This window comes from Streptomyces sp. RB17 (assembly GCF_009604455.1).
Classification (GTDB): domain Bacteria; phylum Actinomycetota; class Actinomycetes; order Streptomycetales; family Streptomycetaceae; genus Streptomyces.
The window spans coordinates 163329-186352 of record NZ_WEGL01000004.1; the positions used below are offsets into that span (position 1 = coordinate 163329).

The window sequence follows — 23024 nt, forward strand, 5'->3', positions numbered from 1 at the left end:
CGGCGGCCCGGCCCCCCGTCGCCCGCGCCGCGTGCCGCGGCGACCGGCGGCCGTGCCGTCCGGGCCCCCGACGGCCATACCGTCCGGAAGAACCCTCAGAGCCCCCGCGGCCGGAAGCCCCCTCGGATGCCCTGCCGCCAAACCCTCCGGCAGAACCTTCGACGCCCTCGCGGCCGTACGCCGCGGAAGACCCCTCGGAACCCCCGCCGCCGTACCGTCCGGAAGCCCCCTCGGAATCCCGGCCGCCGTACCCCCCGGAAGTCCACCCGGAGAACCGACGGCTGTGCCCCCCAGAAGGCCTACCGGAGAACCGACGGCCGTGTCCCCCATGTCCCCCAGACATTCGCAGCATGTGCGGAAGATAACGAGCGAGCGGGACGCGCGGCCCCACCCGCGCCGGACACCCCTACAACTCGGGCGCGCTCACACCCGTACGAGTGAGGGCGTCGACCACGGCGTCCACCACGGCCTCCACGTCGGGCACCCAGGGCGCGGCCGAGCCCGGCAGCGGGGCGCGCTCCCAGCGGACGGCGCCCTGGCCTGTCTCGGACGGGGGCAGGGCGAGGTAGCCGCCCTCACCGTGGAAGCGCAGGGAGCCCGGGACGAAGTCCTTGGCGTAGAGCAGTTCGCCCAACTGCTCCATGGAATACGGCTTCACCAGCAGCGCCCAGCGGGTCGGGGAGGCGATCACCGGGCCGAGGCGCATGCCCCGCCGGTCGAGCAGGGCGAGGGCGCGGGAGGCGGCGAGGGCGGGCAGGCTGACCGCGCAGGGCGCCTTGCCCCCGGTGGCGAGGATGACCGGCGCGCTGGGCCGGTTGGTCCACCACCAGCGGACCATGCGGGCGTCGGTCGTGGCCGCGAGCAGGCCGGGATCGAAGGGGTGCGCACCGGGCACCGTGCACTCCGGGTCGGGGCAGGCGCAGCGGGCCCGCCCCTGCGGGTCCGGGGCCACGCCCGGGAGTACCGGCCACTGCCACTGGGTCGCGAAGGTCAGGGCCGCGCCGACCAGCTCGGGCCTCGCGTCGTTCCGCCTGGGCCTCCCGTCGTTCCGCCTGGACAGGAGCCTGCGTCGCCTTCCGAGGATCTCGCGCATGAGCGCTCGTTCCTTTCCGTTGCACCGCTGGCAACACCGTGGTCCACATCACACCATGTGTCGATCACTTCACTGTGCGTACCTATTGGCGCATCACACCCCTGCGCAGGGCAGGGGGAACCCCAAGGGGTCGAGCAAGGGCCGCGTCCGCGTCCATAGTGCGTCGTTCACAAGCACGGCTGCGGCGCGGGGGTGGCGAAGTATGGCGTTTTGCCGTCGCGCGTGTTTCTCTCCGCCTCCGCCAGGGAGGATGGGGCTCGGCCGTCGGTGGCTATGACGCCCGGGTCCGTCGCCAGGTTCCGGGCGGCCCCCAACCACCCCTGGCCTTCACCGAGTACGTACCCATCACGACCGCTGTGACGCTCCGTGGAGCAAGGCCAGTCGACCGCAATGGACCGATACCTGGTGCAGTTTTCAGCCAACTTGGCAGTAAGGCAAGGGGTTCGAGGGAAACCTCGTCCGGCTCATGGACACCAGGAATCCCCGCAGGACAATGCTGGACATCCCCTCACGAGTGCGTGTACATGTGGAGACACTGCTAGCGGCGCAGAATGCCATGGGGGTTTGCGATGCTTTTCAGCAATACGCACCGGTCGGAAAGCCGGACGCCATGAACGCCCCGCACCCTCCGAAAGTGGCTGGAATCGATCCAACGGTTCCGACGCCCGCACACACTGTCGCGCCCACTCCCCCCGCCGCCGACGCCGGTGCCGCCCAGGATCCCGCTCCCGTCCCCGCCCCGCACACCCCCGCGCCCGGCGCCCTCCTCCAGGACCGGCTGGCCGGCTGGGTCTCGGACCTCACGACCCTCCACGAACTCACCGAGCGCCTGTCCCGCACGAGCGCACTGGAACCGGCCCTCCACGAGCTCCTGCGCGCCGGAGCCGCCCTCGTCGGCGCCCGCCGCGGCCTGGTCGCCCTGGAGCCCGGCGACGGCCTCGGCCCCCGCACCACCCTCGGCCTCGGCCTCGGCCGCGCCGACCTCGGCCACATCGAGACCGTCCCGCGCGGCGCGCTGCCGTACGACACGAACACGGCCACCGAGATCGTCCACCCCGACCTGCCGGCCGAGGAGGGCCTCGACCCCCGGCACCGGGAGGTGGCCGCCCGCCTCGGCTATGCCGCCAGCTACGCCCTGCCTCTCGCCACCGACACCGCCGGACGTCTCGGCGCCGCCGTCTGGCTCTACGACGAACCGGCCGAACCTCATGAGCGGCAGCGCCACCTCGTCGGCCTCTACGTCCGGCACGCCACCGAGCACCTGGCCCGGCTGGTGGAAGTGGAGCGCACGCGCGCGTGCGTGGCGACCATCTCCGAGGAACTGCTGCCCACCCGGCTGCCCCGCGTGCCCGGCGTCCAGCTCGCCGCCCGGCGCCGCACCGGCCCCCGCGGCGGCGGTGACTGGTACGACGCGCTGCCGCTGCCGGACGCCGCGCTCGGCCTGTCCGTCGGCTCGGTCACCGGCTCCGGGCCGAGCGCCGTGGCCGCGATGGGCCGGCTGCGTGCCTCACTGCGCGCGTACGCCGTGATGGAGGGCGAGGACCCGGTCGCCGTCCTGTCGGACCTGGAGCTGCTGCTGCGGCTGACCGAGCCCGCCCGTTCGGCCACCGCCCTGTTCGCCTACTGCGAGCCCGCTCTGCGCAAGGTCACCCTGGCCGGCGCCGGGCACAGCCCGCCGCTGCTGATCGGCGAGCGGCGCACCGAGTTCGCCGAGACCTCCGTCTCCGCGCCGCTCGGCATGCTCGCCTGCTGGGAGGCGCCGAGCGTGGAGATCCAGGCGGAGGCCGGGGAGACGGTCCTGCTCTACACCGACGGGCTGCTGCACCGTACCGGCGACCCGACGGACCGCGCCTTCGCCCGCCTGCACGCGGCCGCCGCGAGCATCCCTCGCGCGCTGCGCCACGACCCCGGTGCCGTCACGGACCACGTGCTCCGCACCGTCCTGCCCGACGGTCTGGACGCGGCCCACAGCGAGGAGGACGTGGTGCTGCTGGCGGCCCGCTTCGACTGACCCCCCGCCGGCATGAGGGGGCATAGCAGGCCATCCGTCCCTGGCTCCCGCCCGGTACGACCGTACGATGATGGAGGTCCCCGCTCGGCCACAAGCAGGAGCGTCGCGGGCCCGGGGGAGATCACATGGCGTATCGAGGAGGATCACGTGTCCGACGAGCTCAACCCGGCTGTGCCCGACTCTGCTACCGCAGAGGGCCCGGAGACCGATGCCGAGGAGACCGTCAAGCAGCGGAAGAACGGCCTGTACCCGGGCGTCTCCGACGAGCTGGCCGAGAACATGAAGTCGGGCTGGGCCGACACGGAGCTGCGTGACCTCGAGCCGATCCCGCAGGCCGCCGAGACCGCGCGCCGCCGCGCCGCGCTGTCCGCCCGCTACCCGGGCGAGCGCCTGGTGATCCCTGCGGGCAACCTGAAGACCCGCTCGAACGACACCGAGTACGCCTTCCGCTCCTCCGTCGAGTACGCGTACCTCACCGGCAACCAGACCGAGGACGGCGTCCTGGTCCTGGAGCCCACCGCCGACGGCCACGAGGCGACGATCTACCTCCTGCCCCGCTCCGACCGCGAGAACGGCGAGTTCTGGCTCTCCGGCCAGGGCGAGCTGTGGGTCGGCCGCCGCCACTCCCTCGCCGAGTCCGAGGCGCTGTACGGCATCCCGGCCGCCGACGTGCGTGAGCTGGCCGACAAGCTGCGCGAGGCCACTGGCCCGGTGCGCGTGGTGCGTGGCTACGACGCCGGCATCGAGGCCGCGCTGACCGACAAGGTCACCGCGGAGCGGGACGAGGAGCTGCGCGTCTTCCTCTCCGAGGCGCGGCTGATCAAGGACGAGTTCGAGATCGGCGAGCTGCAGAAGGCCGTCGACTCCACGGTCCGCGGCTTCGAGGACGTCGTGAAGGTCCTCGACAAGGCCGAGGCCACGAGTGAGCGCTACATCGAGGGCACGTTCTTCCTCCGCGCGCGCGTGGAGGGCAACGACGTCGGCTACGGCTCCATCTGCGCCGCCGGCCCGCACGCCTGCACCCTGCACTGGGTCCGCAACGACGGCCCGGTCCGCTCCGGCGACCTGCTCCTGCTGGACGCGGGCGTGGAGACGCACACGCTGTACACGGCCGACGTCACGCGCACGCTGCCGGTCAACGGCACGTACAGCGAGATCCAGAAGAAGATCTACGACGCCGTGTACGAGGCCCAGGAGGCCGGTATCGCGGCCGTGAAGCCGGGCGCCAAGTACCGTGACTTCCACGACGCCGCCCAGCGCGTGCTCGCCGAGCGGCTCGTCGAGTGGGGCCTGGTGGAGGGCCCGGTCGAGCGCGTCCTGGAACTGGGCCTGCAGCGCCGCTGGACCCTGCACGGCACCGGCCACATGCTCGGCATGGACGTCCACGACTGCGCCGCCGCGCGGACGGAGACGTACGTGGACGGTGTCCTGGAGCCGGGCATGGTGCTGACGGTCGAGCCGGGCCTGTACTTCCAGGCCGACGACCTGACCGTGCCGGAGGAGTACCGGGGCATCGGTGTCCGGATCGAGGACGACATCCTCGTCACCGAGGACGGCAACAGGAACCTGAGCGCCGCGCTGCCTCGGCGGTCGGGCGAGGTCGAGGCGTGGATGGCCGCGCTGAAGGGCTGATCTGCGTTTGAATGGCCGGGTACCGGAGGGTGCCCGGCCATTCGTCTGCGCGCGGTGGGCGGCTGGTCGCGCCCACGCGGCGGAGCCGCATATCGACACGGTGCCGTGCCCCTTGCGGGGCGCGTTGCACTCACGGGGGTGGAGAAGTGGACGACGACTTCTGGGCCGGGTTCGGTGTCGATCTGCATGTGGAGCCGGACTCGACCGACGGGCGCCGTGCCGGGCTCGAACGGGCGCTGCGGGACGCCGTACGGGACGGGCGGCTGGCCCCCACGACGCGGCTGCCGGCCACCCGGCGCCTCGCGACCGAGCTCGGGGTCTCGCGGGGCACGGTGAAGGCGGCGTACGACCAGCTCGTCGCCGAGGGGTATCTCACGGCGCTCCAGGGCTCGGGCACCCGGGTCGCCGAACTGCCGCCCGTCGCCTCGGCGGAGCCCGGAACGGCGGCACACACGCTTGCCCCGCGTTTCGATCTGCGCCCCGGGAGCCCGGACGTCGGCGCGTTCCCGGCGGCGGCCTGGCTGCGCGCGCTGCGCCGGGCCATGGCGACGGCGCCCCCACTGGCGTACGACTACGGCGACCCCCGCGGCCGGATCGAGCTGCGCACGGCGCTCTCCGGCTATCTGGGCCGGGCACGTGGGGTGCTCGCGCCGCCGGAGCGGATCGTCGTCACCTCCGGATACGTGCAGGGCCTCGCGCTGCTCACGCGCGTGCTGGACGGCGCCGCCGTGGCCATGGAGGACCCCGGGCTGCCGTTCCACCGGGAGATCGTGCGGCGCAACGGCGGAACGGTCCGGCCGGCGCCGGTCGACGCGCGCGGGGTGCGCCCCGAGGACCTCGGTGATGCCGCCGCCGTCGTGGTCACACCGGCGCACCAGTACCCGACCGGGGTGACCCTGCACCCGGAGCGGCGGCGGGCGCTCGGCGACTGGGCACGCGCGCGTGGCGGGCTGATCGTCGAGGACGACTACGACGGCGAGTTCCGCTACGACCGCCAGCCGGTGGGCGCGTTGCAGGGCATGGCACCGGGCCACGTGGTCTACCTGGGCACCGCCTCCAAGACGCTCGGCCCCGCGCTCCGCCTCGGCTGGATGGTGCTGCCGCCGCACCTGGTCGACGCGGTCGCCGACGCCAAGCTGCACAGCGACCACCACACCGAGACCATCGGCCAGCTCGCGCTCGCCGAGCTGATCGACAGCCACGCGTACGACCGGCACGTGCGCGCGTGCAGGCTGCGCTACCGGCGCCGCCGGGACCGGCTCCTGGAGCGGCTGGGGGCCGCTCGGAGCGTGCACGGGATCGCGGCCGGCCTCCACGCCCTGATCGACGTGCCCGACGAGGCGGAGGTACTGGCCCGCGCGGAGGCGGAGGGCCTCGCCCTCGGCGCCCTCGGCGACCACTGGCACACGGTTGCCGAGGGCCGGCCGCAGGGGCTCGTCGTCGGCTACGGGACGCCGCGGGAGCGGGTGTATCCGCAGGCGCTGGAGGTGCTGGCGAAGGTGCTCGGGTGACGTGCGGGGTCGCGCCGTGGGGCACGGGCCTGCGCAGAAACGTCCCTCACAGGACCGGATCGTGGTCGTGCAGGATCCGCTGGAAGAGCCGGCAGTCCCGCCACTCCCCGTCGATGTGCAGGTACTTCGGGGCCGTGCCGATCGGTTCGAACCCGCATTTCGCCAGCACCCGCTGGGAACCCGTGTTCCCGAGCAGTGTCGACGCCTCGATCCGGTGCAGCCCCACCGTGTCCCGCGCGATCCGGCAGACCCGCTCCAGCGCGGCGCTGGCCAGGCCACGGCCCTGCTGGTCCGCGGCCACCCAGTAGCCGACGAACGAACTGCAGAAGGCCCCCCGGACGATGGCGTTCAGGGTGATGGTCCCGACGATCCGCCCGTCCGCCGCCTCGAACACCAACGGCAGCAGGCCGCCGTCGGAGTACGACCTCAGCTGGCTGTCGATCCGCTCCCGCTGCCCCGCCTCGGTGAAGAAGGACTCCGGCCGGCGCGGCTCCCACGGCCGCAGGTGCTCACGGTTGTCCACGTAGGCCGCGCTCAGCGCGCCCGCGTCGGCCCGCGCCAGCAGCCGCAGCGTCACCCCGGCCGCTATGTCACCGCTCTCGATCCCCATGCCCTCACTATGCCGTCAGCAGCGAGGGATCCTTCGTCCATTTGAGGATCTTGTCGAAGCTGACCACCGTGCCGGCCCGGCCGGGCTTGGCGCCGATGTGGACGTGGTCAGCCAGTTCCCGGATGAGACAGAGCCCGCGGCCGTGCTCGGCGTCCGCGCGGGCGGGCCGGATCTCGTGGGCACGGGAGAACCCCGGTCCGGAATCGGCCACTTCGATACGGCACTTCTCGCCGTCGAGATACGCGGTCACCCGGTACGCCTCCGAGGAGCCGCCGTACGGCGTGTTCCCGCCGTGTTCGACGGCGTTGGCGCAGGCCTCGGTCAGGGCGACGGACAGGTCGTAGGAGACCTCGGGGTCGACGCCCGCCGTCTCCATGGTGCCGATCAACAGCCGCCGGGCGAGCGGCACGCTCGCGGCCTCGCGGCGCAGATGGAGTGACCACCAGATGCTCATGCTCCAGCCTCCTGGCCGCGGCTCGACATACCGATACGTATTGCCGCCCGTAGGGGGCCGTAAGCACACAGTTGACGTGACTCCGCCCATACGGCAGATGCGCCGAGGGAGGAATCGGTGTATGACGGACGATCCCACGGCCCTGCCGTAGGACGCCCGTAAGCGCAGTGCGATGATGAGCCCGCCATGACTGCCCCCCACCCGCGCACGGCGCGTCCCGGAGCCGGGCTCCGGATCCTGCGGGCCGCGGTGTTCGCCGCGGTCTGCGTCGCGCTGGCCGCGTGCGGGCACACCCTCGCCTCGTGCGCGAGCGTGCCCCTGTGGACCCTGGGCGCGGGCTTCGTCGGCTGTCTGCTGCTCGTGGTGCCGCTCGCCGGGCGGGCCCGCTCGCTGCCGGGCATCGCCGCGCTGCTCGCGCTCGGCCAGATCGCGCTGCACACGCTGTTCGGACTGGGCCAGCACGGAACCGCCATGGCCGCGGGCGGGACGGCGATGGGGACGATGGGATCGATGGAGTCGATGAACTCCACCGGCTCGGCGGCCTCCTCGCTCAACGACACCGCGCTGGTCGAGCAGGCCGCACGGCTGCTGTGCGGGTCGAGCCCGGCCGCCCTGACCCCGGGGCACGCCTACCACCTGCTGCTCGCCGCGCACCTGGTCGACCGTTCGGGCCGGCCCGCGGCGGTGACGGGCGGCATGCACCACGCGTACGCCGCCACCGGCTCCTCCGCCGCGCTGCTGCCCTCGCTGCCGATGCTGCTCGGTCACGTCCTCGCGGCCGTCGCCGCGGGCTGGCTGCTGCGCCGGGGCGATCTGGCGCTGCTGCGGCTGATCGAACTGTCGGTGCACGGAGTCGCAGAGGGGGCGCTCGTACGGTCCCTGCGCGCCGCGCTCGCGCTGGCGCGCGCCCTGTGCGCCGGGCTGCTGCCCGACACCGAGCCCCTTCCGCGCGGCCGCCGTACCGCCCGGGACGAGGCACCCGACCCGCACACCACCGCGCTCCAGCACACGGTGATCCGGCGCGGCCCGCCCGCCGCCGGCTTCCGTCTCGCCGCCTGACGCGACGCGCGCCACCACTTCACGGGTTCACGGGAGAGGCCGCCGCCGTCGCGCGGCACGCGCGCGTGCGCGTACCTCTCTTCGACATCAGAACTCTCAGAGTGGAGTGCTCCTGCCATGCAGGCTTCCCGTATCGCTTCTCGTGTCACCGCTGCCACCGCCGTCGCGGGCACGGCCGTACTGGCGCTGTCCGTCCCCGCCTTCGCGCACGTCACCGTGCAGCCGGAGGGCCCCGCGGCCAAGGGCGGCTACGCGGTCGTCGACTTCAAGGTCCCCAACGAGCGCGACAACGCCTCGACCACCGAGATCGAGGTCAACTTCCCGGCCGACCACCCGCTCGCCTCGGTCATGCCCGAGCCCGTCGCCGGCTGGAACGTGAAGGTCACCAAGGCCAAGCTGGACAAGCCGCTGACCGTGCACGGCGAGAAGCTCGACGAGGCCGTCACCAAGGTCACCTGGACCGCCGCCGACGGCACGGGCATCCGGCCCGGCTACTTCCAGAAGTTCCCGCTCTCCCTCGGCGCCCTGCCCGAGAACACCGACCAGCTCGTCTTCAAGGCGATCCAGACGTACTCCGACAAGGAGGTCGTGCGCTGGATCGAGGTGCCGCAGACCGGCCAGGACGAGCCGGAGAACCCGGCCCCCGTGCTGCAGCTGTCCGCCGCGACCGACGACCACCACGGCACGGCGGGCCCCGAGGACGCCTCCGACAGGACCGCGAACGCGTCCGCCGATTCCGGAGCCGGCTCCCACGACACCGACACCACCGCGCGCGTGCTCGGTGTGGTCGGCATCGTCGTCGGCGTCGCGGGCGTCGCCTACGGCGTCCTCGCCGGCCGCCGCCGGACCGCCTAAGCCCCTTCCGGACCGCGCACCGGGGGTCGTGCGGCGCGTGCGACGCTGTCGTTGCCCTCGTCAGCCGCCGTACGCCCCCGGTGCGCGCCGGAGAACTCACATCTGGGACATTTTTCTATGCGCAAGAAGACGTTCGCCGCGGCCGCGCTGGTCGCCGCCGCCACCCTCACCCTCTCCGCCTGCGGCAGCGGGAACGACGACAAGTCGCCGGTCTCCGTGGTCTCGGAGGAGTCCGACTCGGGCAAGGCCGCCACCGTCCTCGACCAGCCCTTCCAGAAGCCGGACCTGGTCCTGACCGACACGCACGGCAAGAAGTACGACCTCCGCCAGGAGACCAAGGGCCGTCCGACCCTGCTGTACTTCGGCTACACCCACTGCCCCGACATCTGCCCGACGACGATGAGCAACATCGCCGTCGCCAAGAAGGCGCTGCCCAAGGCCGAGCAGAACGACCTGAGGGTGGTGTTCGTCACCACCGACCCCGGCCGTGACACCCCGGCCGAGCTGGGCAAGTGGCTCAAGGGCATCGACCCGCAGTTCATCGGCCTGACCGGCGACTTCGCCACCATCCAGGCCGGTGCCCGCTCCGTCGGCATCTCCGTGGAACCCACCACGAAGGACAAGAACGGCAAGCTCGTCTCCGTCCACGGCACCCAGGTCATCGTCTTCTCCCCGAAGACGAACGGCGGTTACGTCCTCTACGGCGAGGACGCCACGGTCGACGACTACACCAAGGACCTGCCCAAGCTCGTCAAGGGGGCGAAGCCGTGACGCGCCGCCCCTCCGTCGTGACCGCGGCCGCCGCGCTCGCCGGCGCCCTGGCCCTCGCCGGCTGCTCGGGCTCGGGGTCGTCGGGCTCCGGCTCCTCGAAGGCCGAACTGTCGGTGAGCGGGCCGTACATGCCGCAGCCGGTCTCCGCCGACATGGCCGCCGGCTTTCTGACGGTCATCAACCACGGCGCCGCCGCGGACGAGCTGACCGCGGTGACCAGTGACGCCGCCGGCCAGGTCACCATGCACAGCAACATGGGCGGCGCCATGCAGGAGAAGAGCTCCTTCGCCATACCCGCCCGCGGTCAACTCGTGTTCAAAAGCGGTGGCAACCATCTGATGTTCGAGAAGCTGAAGCGCAAGCCGAAGCAGGGCCAGACGGTCACCGTGAAGCTCACCTTTGCCAAGTCGGGGCTCCTCACCGTCGAGATGCCGGTGAAGTCCGCCACGTACAACCCGTCGACCGGCCACTGAGGGAGGGACCCACCACCGTGACGCGGACCATCACCCCCACGGGACACCGGGGCAGCCTGCGCACCCTGGTGCTGCTGCTCCTCGCCGCCATGGGCGCGCTGCTCGCGGGCGCCGGACCGGCCTCCGCACACGCGGCGCTGACCGGCAGCGACCCCGCGCAGGGGGTGGTGGTCAAGCAGGCGCCCAGCCAGGTGTCGCTCACCTTCTCCGAGAAGGTGGCGATGAACGACGACTCCCTGCGCGTCCTCGACCCCCGGGGCAAGCCGGTCCAGACCGGCACACCCGCCAACGTGAGCGGGACCACGTACGCGGTGAAGCTCAGGAGCGGGCTGGGCAAGGGCACCTACACGGTCACCTACCAGGTCGTCTCGGCCGACAGCCACCCCGTCTCCGGCGCCTACACCTTCTCCATCGGGGCGCCCTCGCAGACCGTGGTCTCCGGCACCGGGCCGGTCGCGGGCGGCGGAGCCGTGGGCGCGCTGTACGCCATCGGCCGGTACGCCTCGTACGCCGGGTTCATCGTGCTCGCCGGCGGCGCGGCCTTCGTGCTCGGCTGCTGGCGGCGCGGCGCGGGCGTACGGGCCCTGCAGCGGCTGGTGGTCGGCGGCTGGCTCACGCTCACCGCGGCCACCCTGTGGCTGCTGCTCCTGCGCGGCTCCTACACCACCTCGGGGAAACTCGCGGATGTCTTCGACCTCGGTCTGCTGGGCCAGGTGCTGCAGACCAAGACCGGCGCGGCACTCGTCTCCCGGCTGCTGCTGCTCGCCGCCGCCGCGCTGTTCATCGCCGTCCTCTTCGGCGCCTACACCAAGCGCGAAGAGGGCCAGGAGAAGCGCGATCTGACCTTCGGGCTCGCCATCGGCGGAGTGGTCGTGGCGGCGGGGCTCGCAAGCAGTTGGGCGATGGCCGAGCATGCCTCGGTCGGGCTCCAGCCGGGCATCGCCATGCCCGTCGACGTCGTCCATCTGCTCGCCGTCGCCACCTGGCTGGGCGGGCTCACCGCGCTGCTGGTCGCCCTGTACCGGGCGCCCGTCGAGACACCGGTGCAGGCCGCCGCCGTCCGCCGCTTCTCCCGGTCGGCCTTCGCCTCCGTCGTGGTCCTCGTCGCCACGGGTGTCTACCAGTCCTGGCGGCAGCTGGGCTCCTGGTCGGCGTTCACCGACACCCGGTACGGGCAGTTGCTGCTGGTCAAGATCGGGCTGGTGGCGCTGCTGGTCGGCATCGCCTCGATATCGCGACGGTGGACGGGGCGGCTCGCCGACGACGCCGACACGGTCGCCACAGGGGAGGCCGAGCAGCCCGAGCACCAGCGCGTCTCCGCGGCGAAGGCGGCCGGGAAGAGCACCGGCTCCGGGGACTCGGAGCGTGCCGCCCAGCTCGCCCGGCAGCGGGCCGCGGTGGACGCAGCCCGGCAGAAGCGGTTGCGGGACGGCGACGCGAACCGCTTCGGGCTGCGCCGTACGGTGCTCGCGGAGGCGGGCGTCGCGGTCGTGCTGCTCGCTGTCACCACCTGGCTGACCCAGACCGAGCCCGGACGCACCGAACTGGACGCCAAGGCCGCCTCCTCGTCCTCCTCCAGTTCGGCCACGGCACCCTCGAACGGCGCACTGACCCTGGACATGCCCTTCGACACCGGCGGCACCGACGGCAAGGGGGTCGTCAGCATCGACCTCGACCCCGCGCGCGTGGGCGGCAACGAGATGCATGTGTACGTCCAGCGGCCCAACGGCCGGGCCTTCGACATCCCCGAGGTGAAGGTCGAATTCACCCTGGAGGCGAAGAAGATCGGCCCGCTTCCCGTGACTCCCGACCACATCACCACCGGCCACTGGTCGGCGAGCGGAGTGCAGATTCCCATGGCCGGCGACTGGAAGATCGCCGTCACTGTGCGGACCTCCGACATCGACCAGGTGACCGTCTCCAAGAACGCGCAGATCGGCTGAACGACACCATGCCCGACCAGTCCCTCCCTCAGGCCCGTACCTCCATCGAGGTGTCCGAGCCGTCCGAGTCCGCGGGCGGCCACGGCATCTCCCGGCGCGCCCTGCTCGGCACCGCGGGCGCCACCGGGCTCGTGCTCGGCGCGGCCGGCGGTGCCGTGGGCTACTCCGCCGCGCCCGCCCCGGCCACCCCGCTGACGTCCGTGGGCTCCGACCGGGCGATGTTTCACGGGAAACATCAGCCCGGCATCACCGAGGGCCTCCAGGCGCGCGGTCATCTCGTCGCCTTCGACCTGGTGGCGGGCGCCGGCCGCAAGGAGGTCGCGGCCCTGCTGCGCCGCTGGTCGACGACGGCCGAGCGGCTGATGGCGGGCGAGGCGGCACCGCACGACGACACGGATGTGGCCCGCGACGCCGGGCCGTCCTCGCTGACGATCACCTTCGGCTTCGGGCACGGCTTCTTCGGCAAGGCCGGTCTGGAGAAGCAGCGGCCGAGCGCGCTGGACCCGCTGCCCGACTTCTCCTCCGACCATCTCGACAAAGCGCGCAGCGACGGCGATCTCTGGGTGCAGATCGGCGCGAACGACGCCCTGGTCGCCTTCCACGCCCTGCGCGCGATCCAGAAGGACGCGGGCGGCGCGGCCCGGCTGCGCTGGCAGATGAACGGCTTCAACCGCACCCCGGGCGCCACCGCGCATCCCATGACCGCCCGCAACCTCATGGGCCAGCTGGACGGCACCCGCAATCCGAAACCGGCCGACGCCGACTTCGACCGGCGCATCTTCGTGCCCGCCTCGGGCGAGCCGGCCTGGATGGCGAACGGCTCCTACGCCGTCGTACGCCGTATCCGCATGCTCCTCGACGACTGGGAGAAGCTGCCGGTACCGGCCCAGGAGGCGGTCATCGGGCGCCGGAAGTCCAACGGGGCGCCGCTGTCCGGGGGCGGCGAGACGACCCCGATGGACCTGGAGAAGACCGACGCCAAGGGCGAGTACGTCGTTCCCCTCAACGCCCACGCCCGGATCACCCGGCCGGACAAGAACGGCGGCGCGGCCATGCTGCGACGTCCCTTCTCCTACCACGACGGCTTCGACGCGGACGGCACGCCCGACGCCGGTCTGCTCTTCGTCTGCTGGCAGGCCGACCCGCTGCGCGGCTTCGTACCGGTGCAGCGCAAGCTCGACCGGGGCGACGCGCTGTCGCAGTTCATCCGGCACGAGGCGAGCGGGCTGTTCGCGGTGCCGGGCGGAGCGGCGAAGGGCGAGTACGTGGGGCAGCGGCTGCTGGAGGGGTAGACCGGGATGTGACGGCGGTAGGCGTTCGAGCGGGTCAGGCGTCTGCCGGGGTTACGCGTTTTGCGGGCTTTCCGGGCTCAAACCACCCGGTCGAGTGGCTGTGGTGAGACACGCGAGCCCGGGCGGCCTGCGGCCATTAGGGTGAGGACATGCCAGCGAGCTATGCGTATCTCGGCCCCGAGGGCACCTTCACCGAAGTCGCCCTGCGGACCCTCCCGGAAGCGGCCACCCGGGAGCTCGTCCCGTACGTGTCGGTGCAGTCCGCGCTGGACGCGGTGCGGGCCGGCGAGGCCGAGGCCGCGTTCGTGCCGATCGAGAACTCCGTCGAGGGCGGCATCACCACCACCCTGGACGAGCTGGTCGCGGGCGCACCACTGACGATCTACCGCGAGGTGCTGCTGTCGATCACCTTCGCGCTGCTGGTGCGGCCCGGCACCGAGATCACGGACATCAAGACGGTCTCCGCCCACCCGGCGGCCCAGCCGCAGGTGCGCAACTGGATGCGCAAGCACCTCCCGGACGCGCACTGGGAGTCGGCCGCCTCCAACGCGGACGCCGCCCGCCTGGTCCAGGAGGGCCGGTACGACGCCGCCTTCGCGGGCGAGTTCGCCGCCTCGCGGTACGGCCTCGAGGCGCTGGAGACCGGGATCCACGACTTCCCGGAGACCGCGCAGACCCGGTTCGTGCTGGTCGGCCGCCCGGCCCGGCCCGCCGCGCCGACCGGCGCCGACAAGACCTCGGTGGTGCTGTGGCAGCGCGACGACCACCCCGGTGCGCTGCGCGACCTGCTCGGCGAGTTCGCCTCGCGCGGCATCAACCTCATGCTGCTGCAGTCGCGGCCGACCGGCGCCGGCATCGGCAACTACTGCTTCTGCATCGACGCCGAGGGCCATATCTCCGACCGGCGGATGGCGGAGGCGCTGATGGGTCTGAAGCGGATCTGTCTGCAGGTGCGTTTCCTCGGCTCCTATCCACGTGCGGACATCGGGCCGGCCGAGGCCCCGGCGACCCGGCCGGGGACGTCGGACGAGGAGTTCATGGCTGCGGCGGACTGGGTGGCCCGCTGCCAGGACGGCCGGTTCTGAGGCGTCCGTAGACTCCTTCCGGCCGGTACTACCTGCATATCTTCGTTATCCACAGAAGTTATCCACAGGTCCGCTTCTCGACCTGGGGACAAGTCGACAAGGGTGGATGAGTCGGTCGACAAATCGCCCCTCACGCCCCCGATGCGGCCACTATCCCGCACCTCACCCTTCGTCCACTCGTTTCCATTGATTCATCTTTTGGAGGGACCCCTTTCCACTCAAAAGTGGGTGTGAACCGGGTTTGCCCTGGGAATTCTCCAGTCCGGCGCGATGTACCGGAGTGATCAATTCCGAAATCCACAGACCTTCCACACAGCCTGTGGATAACTCTTCGGGGCGGTGTGGATCGCTGTGGACAGCGGGCTCACGAAGTCCGGTTCTCCATAAGGAAGTCCGGTCAATCCGGCGCCGGAGCACTGCCCCGTCCCAGGGAGTGAGACACTCTCCCTTGACGCGATCCGCGTTCCCGCGCGTACCGGCGCACGCGGACACATGTCGACACGGTGCGCAATTCGTGATTAACGGAACGTAAGCGACAAAAAGTGGCGAAACCGAACTCCGTGGAATAGTGATTCGTGAGCGGCAAGCCCGCACCGGTAGCCTTGGCCTCGTGATTGACCTTCGCCTGCTCCGTGAGGACCCCGACCGTGTGCGCGCTTCCCAGCGCGCCCGTGGAGAGGACGTCGCGCTCGTCGACTCCCTCCTGTCTGCCGACGAGCGGCGCAGGTCCTCCGGCGTCCGCTTCGACGAGCTGCGCGCCGAGCAGAAGCAGCTCGGCAAGCTCATCCCCAAGGCCACCGGCGACGAGAAGGCCGAGCTGCTGAAGCGGGCGAGCCAGCTCGCCGCCGACGTCAAGGCCGCCGACGCCGAGCGCGACGCCGCCGACGCCGAGACCCAGGAGCTGCTGCTCCAGCTCGGCAACCTCGTCCACCCCGACGTGCCCGTCGGCGGCGAGGAGGACTTCGCCACGCTGGAGACGCACGGCACGATCCGGGACTTCGGTGCCGAGGGCTTCGAGCCCAAGGACCACCTGGAGCTCGGCCAGCTGCTCGGCGCCATCGATGTGGAGCGCGGCGCCAAGGTCTCCGGCTCCCGCTTCTACTTCCTCACCGGTGTCGGCGCCCTGCTGGAACTGGCCCTGGTGAACGCGGCGATCGCGCAGGCCACCGCGGCCGGCTTCACCCCGATGCTCACCCCGGCGCTGGTCCGCCCGCAGTCCATGGCCGGCACCGGCTTCCTCGGCCAGGCCGCCCAGGACGTCTACCACCTCGACAAGGACGACCTGTACCTGGTCGGCACCTCCGAGGTCCCGCTCGCGGCCTACCACATGGACGAGATCATCGACGCCGACAAGCTGCCGATGCGGTACGCGGGCTTCTCGCCCTGCTTCCGCCGCGAGGCCGGCTCGCACGGCAAGGACACACGGGGCATCTTCCGTGTGCACCAGTTCGACAAGGTCGAGATGTTCTCGTACGTCGCCCCCGAGGACTCCCAGGCCGAGCACCAGCGGCTGCTGGAGTGGGAGAAGCAGTGGCTGACCTCGCTCGAGCTGCCGTTCCGCGTCATCGACGTCGCCACCGGTGACCTCGGCGCCTCGGCCGCCCGAAAGTTCGACTGCGAGGCGTGGATCCCGACCCAGGGCAAGTACCGCGAGCTGACCTCGACCTCGGACTGCACCGAGTTCCAGTCCCGCCGCCTGTCGATCCGCGTCCGCGACGGCAAGCAGGTCAAGCCGCTCGCCACCCTCAACGGCACGCTGTGCGCCGTCCCGCGCACGATCGTGGCGATCCTCGAGAACCACCAGCAGGCCGACGGCTCCGTCCGGGTCCCCGAGGTGCTGCGCCCGTACCTGGGCGGCCGGGAGGTCCTGGAGCCGGTCGCCAAGTGACCGACTTCCCCTACCGGCTGATCGCGACCGACCTCGACGGAACGCTCCTGCGCTCCGACGAGTCGGTCTCGCAGCGCACCCGGGACGCGCTCGCCGCGGCCACCGCGGCGGGCGCGGCCCATATCGTCGTCACCGGCCGCGCGGCCCCGTGGACCCGGCACATCCTGGACGACCTCGGCTACGAGGGACTCGCCGTCTGCGCCCAGGGCGCGCAGGTCTACGACGCCGGGGCGCACCGCCTGCTGACGTCGGTCACCCTGGACCGGCAGCTCGCGGGCGTGGCCCTGGCCAAGATCGAGTCCGAGGTGGGTCCGCTGTTCCTGGCGGCCAGCCGGGACGGCCTCGACGGCGAGGTGCTGGTCGGCCCGGGCTACGCGGTCACCGGCAAGCTCCCGGCGACCCCCTTCACGGACGCGTCCGCCCTCTGGACGGCCCCGCTCAACAAGATCTACATCCAGCATCCGACGCTGGGCGACGACGCACTGGCGGACGCCGCCCGGCAGGCCGCCGGCGGTTTCGTCACCGTGGCCATGGCGGGCGAGGGCATCGTGGAACTCCTCCCGCTGGGCCTGTCCAAGGCCACGGGGCTGTCTCTCGCCGCCCGCCGTCTCGGTCTGAAGGCCGCGGACACGATCGCCTTCGGCGACATGCCCAACGACATCCCGATGTTCGCCTGGGCCTCCCGGGGGGTGGCCATGGCCAACTCCCACGAGGAGCTTCGCGCGGTGGCCGACGAAGTGACCTCCTCCAATGAGGAGGACGGGATCGCGGTGGTACTGGAGCGGTTGCTGGGTTAGCCGCGGGGCCGCGCCATGGGGCTGAGGTTCGTCGCCGGGTGCGGGTGAGTGGTGGGGGGTCGCGCAGTCCTCCGCGCCCCTACGGGGTTGCCGTACGGGCGCCTTCGAAGCACCGCGGCCGCGCGCGGGAAAGCGACCCACCGCGCCCCGGCCACAGCACCGGGCGTCCTTCCAGGTATCCCCCGCCGGCAAGCCGGCCAAGTCCCAGTGACAACGTCTCGCGGAGGATGCACGGATCGAACGTGCGCGGGCTTTCCAGGCCCGACCTTGGCTTAGCAAGCCAGTGCCTTACCACTCGGCCAATCCTCCGGGTGGGCGGCCCACGCGAGAGCGACATCGCGTGCTCGAAGCGGCCGCCCCGGGCAGCTCCTCGAGCTCCACGGTGGGGTAACTACACCGGAGCCGGCCTCGGGCTGCCCTGTCGGGAGCTGGGCGTACTGCCGTGCATGGACATCGCCCAACTCCTCTCCCAGTAAGCGGCGCCGGGACGATCCCGGCGGATGGGGCACAACCACTCTGCCCCACCGCCGAGTTGAGCGCGACCGAATTACCGGCGGCGCCACCTGCGCCTGCGCGCCTTGCTGAAGAACCAGCCCGCCGGCGGCTCGTCGGAGCGCCACGGCTGCGGCTCGGGCTCCCCGGCCCGCCAGCGGGCGGCGAGCATCCGGGCCCGGGCCGACGGCTCGGAGGTCCGGGCGCCCTGTATGAAGTCCTCGTCCAGGTCCAGCCCGTCCCAGACGTCGCTCCCGGACTCCTCGGACCGCCCACGCCCGTCGTTTCGCGGCATCTCCTGTGCCATGACCGGCCTCCTAGCCATACATCCGCTTTGCCCAGTCTGCCCGGACCCGGGTGAAGTCCCTGTCAAAGCCGCAAGCCGCCGACGGCCTACTCCTCGCCCGCCAGCTTCAGCGTCCGCAGTTTCTGCCCGGCGTACCAGGTGGCCAGCACGGTCACCACGACCAGCAGCACCGTGGCCGTCGGCAGGCCCACGTCCGAGGTCACCAGGTCACCGCCGGCGACCTTGTGGGCGACGGCCAGCGACCACTGCTGGACGCTGAGCGTGCGCGCGCCGGGCACCAGCGAGCCGAACAGCGCCTCCCAGACCAGTGCGTAGACGAGTCCGAAGACCACCGCGTGCCGGGAGACCGTGCCGAGCAGCAGGAACAGCGCCGAGTAGGCGATGGAGGAGACCAGCGCGGCGACCGTGTAGGCGACGGCGACCTGCTGGCCGTTGCCGTTGAGGATCAGACCCGCGATCAGGGTGGGCACCGCCGAGAAGACCATGGTCACGGCGATGGCGACGATCAGCTTGGTGAAGATGATCGCGGGCCGCTTCAGCGGCTTGGACAGCAGATAGACCACGGATCCGTCGTCGATCTCCGGTCCGATCGCGCCGGTGCCCGCGATGACGCCGATGAGCGGCACCATCGTGGCGATCGCGAAGCCGCCGAGCACGTCGGAGGCGGTCTGGTCGTCGGCTCCGGTCAGGCCGCGTACGGCCACGGAGATCACGATCAGCAGCAGTGGCAGCGCGCCGAGGATGAGGGCCCTGCGGCGGCCGAGCAGGGCGCGGTAGGTGAGCCGGGCGACAGTGGGGTCGTACATCTTCGGCCTCCTACGCCGCGACCAGATACGAGAAGACGGACTCCAGGGACTCGTCGGACGGCGAGACCGTGAGCAGCCGGATGCCGTGGTCGCGGGCGACCCTCGGCAGCAGGGCGGTGAAGCGGCCGAAGTCGACGGCCTGGATGCGCAGCGCGCCCTCGGCCAGGTCGACCTCGATGCCGGCCGTGGAGGGGTCGGCGATCAACGCGGCCGCGAGGGCGCGGTCGTCGCTGGAGCGGACCAGGTAGCGGTGCGGGCGGTCGGTCATCAGTCGGCGGATCTTGCGGAAGTCGCCGCTGGCCGCGTGCCGTCCGGCGACGACGACCTCGATGTGCCGGGCGAGCTGTTCGACCTCTTCGAGGATGTGCGAGGAGAACAGCACCGTGCGGCCCTCGTCGCCCATCTTCCGCAGCAGGTCCATCAGTTGCATGCGCTGGCGCGGGTCCATGCCGTTGAACGGCTCGTCCAGCAGGAGCAGCGACGGGTCGTGGACCAGCGCGCTCGCCATCTTCACGCGCTGCCGCATGCCCTTGGAGTACGTGGAGATCTTCCGGTCCTGCGCGTACTCCATCTCGACCGTGGCGAGCGCCTTCTGGGCCGCCCTGGCGCCGAGACCGTGCAACTCGGCGTTGGCGACGACGAATTCGCGGCCGGTGAGGAAGTCGTACATCGCCTCGCGCTCGGGGACGATGCCGATGTGCCGGTAGATCTGCTCGTTGCGCCACACCGGCTGCCCGTCGAGGGTGACCGTGCCGGTGGAGGGGGCGAGGAAGCCGCCCATCATGTTGATCAGGGTGGACTTCCCGGCGCCGTTGGGGCCGAGCAGGCCGGTGACCCCGGGGCCGATGGTCATGGTGATGTCGTTGACGGCGACCACGTTGCCGAACCAGCGGGAGACGTGGTCGATGCTGAGGGTCGTCACAGCCCCACCTTCTTGTAGCGGCGGATCAGCAGGCCGTAGCTGCCGGCGATCAGGGCGAGCACGACCAGGACGTACACCACGCCCTGCCCGGCCGAGGGGTCGACCGCGCCGGGGTTGCGGGCGGTCGCGCCCAGGAAGGCGGACTGGACGCCGTCGATGAGCGTGATGGGCGAGAACAGGCCGATCCAGGGGATGGCGGAGGTGTGGTTCTGCACATTGGCGATGGCCTGGAGCGTGCTGACCGCTCCGTAGGAGATGACCATCACGGCGATCACGGCGGCGATGCCGAAGCCGCGGCGCGGGGTGACGGCGGCGATGACCAGGCCGATGCCGGCGAAGAGCAGGGAGAGCAGGGCCACGGAGACCAGTCCCTCGGCGAATGCCTTCGTCTGGTGGGCGAAGCCCAGCTTGGACAGCAGCGCACCCACGTACATCACGAGCAGGGGGGCGGCGGTCAGGACGAAGATCGCCGAGGCGAGCGCGGCGAACTTGGCGCGTACGTAGTCGGCAGTCTCGATGGGCCGCGAGAAGTACAGCGGTACGGTCTTGAAGCGCAGGTCGCGAGAGACGGCCTGGGGTGCCTGCGCGGCGACGTACAGGCTGATCACGGCCTGCAGCATGATCGCGTAGCGGGTGTAGGTCACCGGCAGGTCGTGCGCCTTGGTGAAGACCGTGACGGCCACCATGATGGCGGCGGGCACGCACATCACCGCGAACAGCAGCATCGGCAGCACCTTGGACTTGACCGAGCGGCCGAGGCCGTAGGAGCCGCGCAGCGACTGCGAGTACAGCGAGCGGCGGGCGTAGGCGCGGCCGAGGCGCGGGCCGTCGTAGCCGCGGTAGCCGATGTCGTGGATGCGGGTCTGGTCGCCCGCGGCCGGGGTCAGGGGCTGCAAGGGGTGCTCAACCGCCATGGCGGACGGCCTCCTTCCGCTGCTCTTCGCCGCTGTGCTCGGCGCTGCTGGTGAACACCTCGGAGATGTGGTGCCGGCGCTGCTCCATGCGCACCAGGCCGAGGCCGAGGTCGGCGACGACATCCCGGACCAGGTCGTACGTCTCCTCGCCCTGGGCGGTCAGCAGCAGGATGTGTCCGGCGCCGGGCAGTCCGGCGCCCTCGTTGTCGGTCTCCACCCCGCGCGCGTGGAGCGCGTCGCGGACCGCGCGGGTGCCGTCGGGGTGGGTGTCGCTGTCGGTGACCTCGATCGCGAGGGTGGTCGTGGTCTGGGTGAAGTCGTTGGTGGAGCTGGAGCGCAGGAGCTTGCCGCCGTCGATGACGACGACGTGGTCGCAGGTCCGCTCCAGTTCGCCGAGGAGGTGGGAGGTGACCAGGACCGAGATGCCGAACTCGGTGTGGATGCGCCGGATCAGGCCGAGCATCTCGTCCCGGCCGACCGGATCGAGGCCGTTGGTCGGCTCGTCCAGGAACACCAGCTTCGGGTCGTGCACCAGCGCCTGGGCGAGCTTGACCCGCTGTTTCATGCCGGTGGAGTAGCCGCCGATGGGGCGGTAGCGCTCCTCGTACAAACCGACGTGGCGCAGGGTGTCCGCGGTGCGCTCGCGCGCGGCGGTGGGCGGCAGGCCGGACATGCGCGCCATGTGGACGACGAACTCGGTGGCCGAGACGTCGGGTGGCAGGCAGTCGTGCTCCGGCATGTAGCCGACGCGCTCGCGGATGGCGCCGCCCTTGGTGGCGACGTCGAGGCCGAGCACCTCGGCGCGGCCCTCCGTGGCGGGGGACAGACCCAGCAGGATCTTGATCAGGGTGGACTTGCCGGCGCCGTTGGCTCCGACGAGTCCGGTCACACCGGGCCCGATGTCCACGGACAGCCGGTCGAGCGCGGTCACCCGGGGGAACCGCTTGCTCAGGCTTTCGGTCGCGATCACAGTCACGCCTACGACCGTAGTGACTCGGGCCACGCCGGTCGTCAGACCTCAGAGCCGTCTTCGCGTCAGACCCAAGTATTACGGGACCCTAGGGGATGCCACGCCTAAGGGTTACCCCGGGTTTTCCACAGCCGCCACCCCTCCTATTGACGCCGCCTCTAACAACTGCCACATTCACAGGGTCAAGTTACGGACGAGTAGGCAGTCCACAGACGGGTCGGCGCATCGACGGGACGGGTCGACGGCGCGACGGGACGGGGCGGCATGACGACGGCAGTGAGCAGCGAACTCTCCGTGGAACTACGGGGGTTCAGGCGGGTGCAGCGCCTCGCCTACGAGTGCGCGGAGGCGGTCGCGGCGCGGCTGGAGCCGGGCGTGACCGAGCGCGAGGCGGCGCGGATGCAGCGGGAGTGGCTGCGCGAGCGCGGGGTGCGGGACTGGTTCCACCTGCCCTTCGCCTGGTTCGGCGACCGCACGGCGTTCGTGAACTTCCGCATACCCCTGCAGTTCTTCCCCACCGACCGCGCCCTGGAGCCGGGGATGCCGTTCATCCTGGACATGGCGCCGGTCTACGGGGGCTGCACGGCGGACATCGGCTACTCGGGCTCGCTCGGCGTCAACCCGGTGCAGGACCGGCTGATGGCCGACCTGGAGGCGCACCGCGAGCTGATCCTGCGCGAGGTGCGCGAGCGGCGCCCGCTGCGCGAGATCTACGAGGACGTGGACCGGCTCATGGTCCGCCAGGGCTACGCCAACCGGCACCGCGCGTATCCCTTCGGTGTGATCGCCCACAAGGTGGACCGCGTGAAGCAGCGCCGCTTCTCCCCCCACCTGTTCGGGTTCGGCACACAGTCCCTGAAGGGACTGGCCGCCGACGCGCTGCACGGCCACCGCGAGGGCTGGTCGCCCCTGTGGTCGCCGTACCGCTTCTCCGACCATCCGCCGCAGCCGGGCCTGTGGGCGGTCGAACCCCACCTCGGCTTCCGGGGTACGGGCGCGAAGTTCGAGGAGATCCTCGTGGTCACCGACTCGAAGGACCCCGAACAGAGCGCGTTCTGGCTGGACGACGATCTGCCGCACGTGCGGCGCTGGGCGGAGGACAAGTGACGGCGGGCAGGCCGGGAGGAGTGACGGCGGAC

21 protein-coding genes and 1 tRNA gene are annotated in these 23024 nt (G+C 71.6%); 13 read left to right on the forward strand and 9 right to left on the reverse strand.

Annotated features, from left to right (window positions below; translation table 11 throughout):
- Positions 1-406: 406 nt before the first annotated feature.
- Entirely contained in the window at positions 407-1093 is a 687-nt protein-coding gene (locus SRB17_RS18665; protein WP_153540171.1) for a bifunctional DNA primase/polymerase, read from the reverse strand.
- Between the two features lie 493 nt (positions 1094-1586).
- Here SRB17_RS18665 and SRB17_RS18670 point away from each other — a divergent pair, with 493 nt between their 5' ends.
- From SRB17_RS18670 to SRB17_RS18680, 3 genes are all read left to right on the forward strand, one after another.
- A complete protein-coding gene (locus SRB17_RS18670) occupies positions 1587-3104 on the forward strand; it encodes a PP2C family protein-serine/threonine phosphatase (RefSeq protein WP_194294086.1) in 1518 nt (505 codons plus the stop codon).
- Between the two features lie 147 nt (positions 3105-3251).
- Positions 3252-4736, forward strand: coding sequence for an aminopeptidase P family protein (locus tag SRB17_RS18675; RefSeq protein ID WP_323375879.1), 1485 nt, complete (start codon positions 3252-3254; stop codon positions 4734-4736).
- 146 nt (positions 4737-4882) lie between these two features.
- Positions 4883-6247, forward strand: a complete 1365-nt coding sequence (locus SRB17_RS18680; protein WP_323375880.1) for a PLP-dependent aminotransferase family protein — start codon at positions 4883-4885, stop codon at positions 6245-6247.
- Between the two features lie 46 nt (positions 6248-6293).
- On the opposite strand, the gene SRB17_RS18685 is transcribed toward SRB17_RS18680, so the two are convergent.
- Positions 6294-6857, reverse strand: a complete 564-nt coding sequence (locus tag SRB17_RS18685) for a GNAT family N-acetyltransferase (RefSeq protein WP_153540177.1) — start codon at positions 6855-6857, stop codon at positions 6294-6296.
- A 7-nt stretch (positions 6858-6864) separates the two neighbouring features.
- The gene (locus SRB17_RS18690) at positions 6865-7311 is read right to left on the reverse strand and encodes an ATP-binding protein (RefSeq protein ID WP_153540179.1); all 447 of its coding nucleotides are present in this window, start codon (positions 7309-7311) and stop codon (positions 6865-6867) included.
- Positions 7312-7497: 186 nt separating this feature from the next.
- On the opposite strand from SRB17_RS18690, the gene SRB17_RS18695 reads away from it, so the two are divergent.
- The 9 genes from SRB17_RS18695 (at position 7498) to SRB17_RS18735 (ending at position 17474) form a co-directional block, all read left to right on the forward strand.
- Entirely contained in the window at positions 7498-8370 is an 873-nt protein-coding gene (locus SRB17_RS18695) for a hypothetical protein (protein ID WP_194294054.1), read from the forward strand.
- Between the two features lie 117 nt (positions 8371-8487).
- A complete protein-coding gene (locus SRB17_RS18700) occupies positions 8488-9225 on the forward strand; it encodes a YcnI family protein (RefSeq protein WP_153540181.1) in 738 nt (245 codons plus the stop codon).
- A gap of 117 nt (positions 9226-9342) precedes the next feature.
- Positions 9343-9996, forward strand: coding sequence for an SCO family protein (locus tag SRB17_RS18705; protein WP_153540183.1), 654 nt, complete (start codon positions 9343-9345; stop codon positions 9994-9996).
- Positions 9993-10469, forward strand: a complete 477-nt coding sequence (locus SRB17_RS18710) for a copper chaperone PCu(A)C (RefSeq protein WP_323375881.1) — start codon at positions 9993-9995, stop codon at positions 10467-10469. Before SRB17_RS18705 ends, SRB17_RS18710 begins: the two co-directional genes overlap by 4 nt.
- A gap of 17 nt (positions 10470-10486) precedes the next feature.
- Entirely contained in the window at positions 10487-12412 is a 1926-nt protein-coding gene (locus SRB17_RS18715; RefSeq protein ID WP_416237066.1) for a copper resistance CopC/CopD family protein, read from the forward strand.
- Positions 12413-12420: 8 nt separating this feature from the next.
- Positions 12421-13704 carry an iron uptake transporter deferrochelatase/peroxidase subunit gene (efeB, locus tag SRB17_RS18720; RefSeq protein WP_153540185.1) on the forward strand — a complete coding sequence of 428 codons (1284 nt, stop codon included), beginning with the start codon at positions 12421-12423 and terminating at the stop codon, positions 13702-13704.
- A gap of 149 nt (positions 13705-13853) precedes the next feature.
- Positions 13854-14789 carry a prephenate dehydratase gene (pheA, locus tag SRB17_RS18725; protein WP_153540187.1) on the forward strand — a complete coding sequence of 312 codons (936 nt, stop codon included), beginning with the start codon at positions 13854-13856 and terminating at the stop codon, positions 14787-14789.
- 610 nt (positions 14790-15399) lie between these two features.
- Entirely contained in the window at positions 15400-16677 is a 1278-nt protein-coding gene (serS, locus tag SRB17_RS18730) for a serine--tRNA ligase (RefSeq protein WP_323375883.1), read from the forward strand.
- Positions 16674-17474 (forward strand): HAD family hydrolase, encoded by an 801-nt coding sequence (locus SRB17_RS18735; RefSeq protein WP_323375884.1) that lies wholly within the window; start codon positions 16674-16676, stop codon positions 17472-17474. Before serS ends, SRB17_RS18735 begins: the two co-directional genes overlap by 4 nt.
- Positions 17475-17695: 221 nt before the next feature.
- On the opposite strand, the gene SRB17_RS18740 is transcribed toward SRB17_RS18735, so the two are convergent.
- From SRB17_RS18740 to SRB17_RS18765, 6 genes are all read right to left on the reverse strand, one after another.
- Positions 17696-17783 (reverse strand) — tRNA-Ser (locus SRB17_RS18740).
- A 238-nt stretch (positions 17784-18021) separates the two neighbouring features.
- Complete coding sequence (locus tag SRB17_RS18745; RefSeq protein WP_153540189.1) at positions 18022-18273, reverse strand: hypothetical protein; 252 nt, start codon at positions 18271-18273, stop codon at positions 18022-18024.
- A gap of 86 nt (positions 18274-18359) precedes the next feature.
- A complete protein-coding gene (locus tag SRB17_RS18750; RefSeq protein WP_153540191.1) occupies positions 18360-19079 on the reverse strand; it encodes an ABC transporter permease in 720 nt (239 codons plus the stop codon).
- A 10-nt stretch (positions 19080-19089) separates the two neighbouring features.
- Positions 19090-20001, reverse strand: a complete 912-nt coding sequence (locus SRB17_RS18755) for an ABC transporter ATP-binding protein (RefSeq protein ID WP_323375885.1) — start codon at positions 19999-20001, stop codon at positions 19090-19092.
- Positions 19998-20915 carry an ABC transporter permease gene (locus SRB17_RS18760; RefSeq protein ID WP_153540193.1) on the reverse strand — a complete coding sequence of 306 codons (918 nt, stop codon included), beginning with the start codon at positions 20913-20915 and terminating at the stop codon, positions 19998-20000. Before SRB17_RS18760 ends, SRB17_RS18755 begins: the two co-directional genes overlap by 4 nt.
- Complete coding sequence (locus tag SRB17_RS18765; protein ID WP_323376039.1) at positions 20905-21885, reverse strand: ABC transporter ATP-binding protein; 981 nt, start codon at positions 21883-21885, stop codon at positions 20905-20907. The genes SRB17_RS18760 and SRB17_RS18765 overlap by 11 nt, the downstream gene beginning before the upstream one ends.
- 264 nt (positions 21886-22149) lie before the next feature.
- Between SRB17_RS18765 and SRB17_RS18770 the strand changes: the two genes are divergently transcribed.
- Positions 22150-22992, forward strand: coding sequence for a M24 family metallopeptidase (locus SRB17_RS18770; protein WP_153540197.1), 843 nt, complete (start codon positions 22150-22152; stop codon positions 22990-22992).
- The last annotated feature ends 32 nt before the right edge of the window (positions 22993-23024 follow it).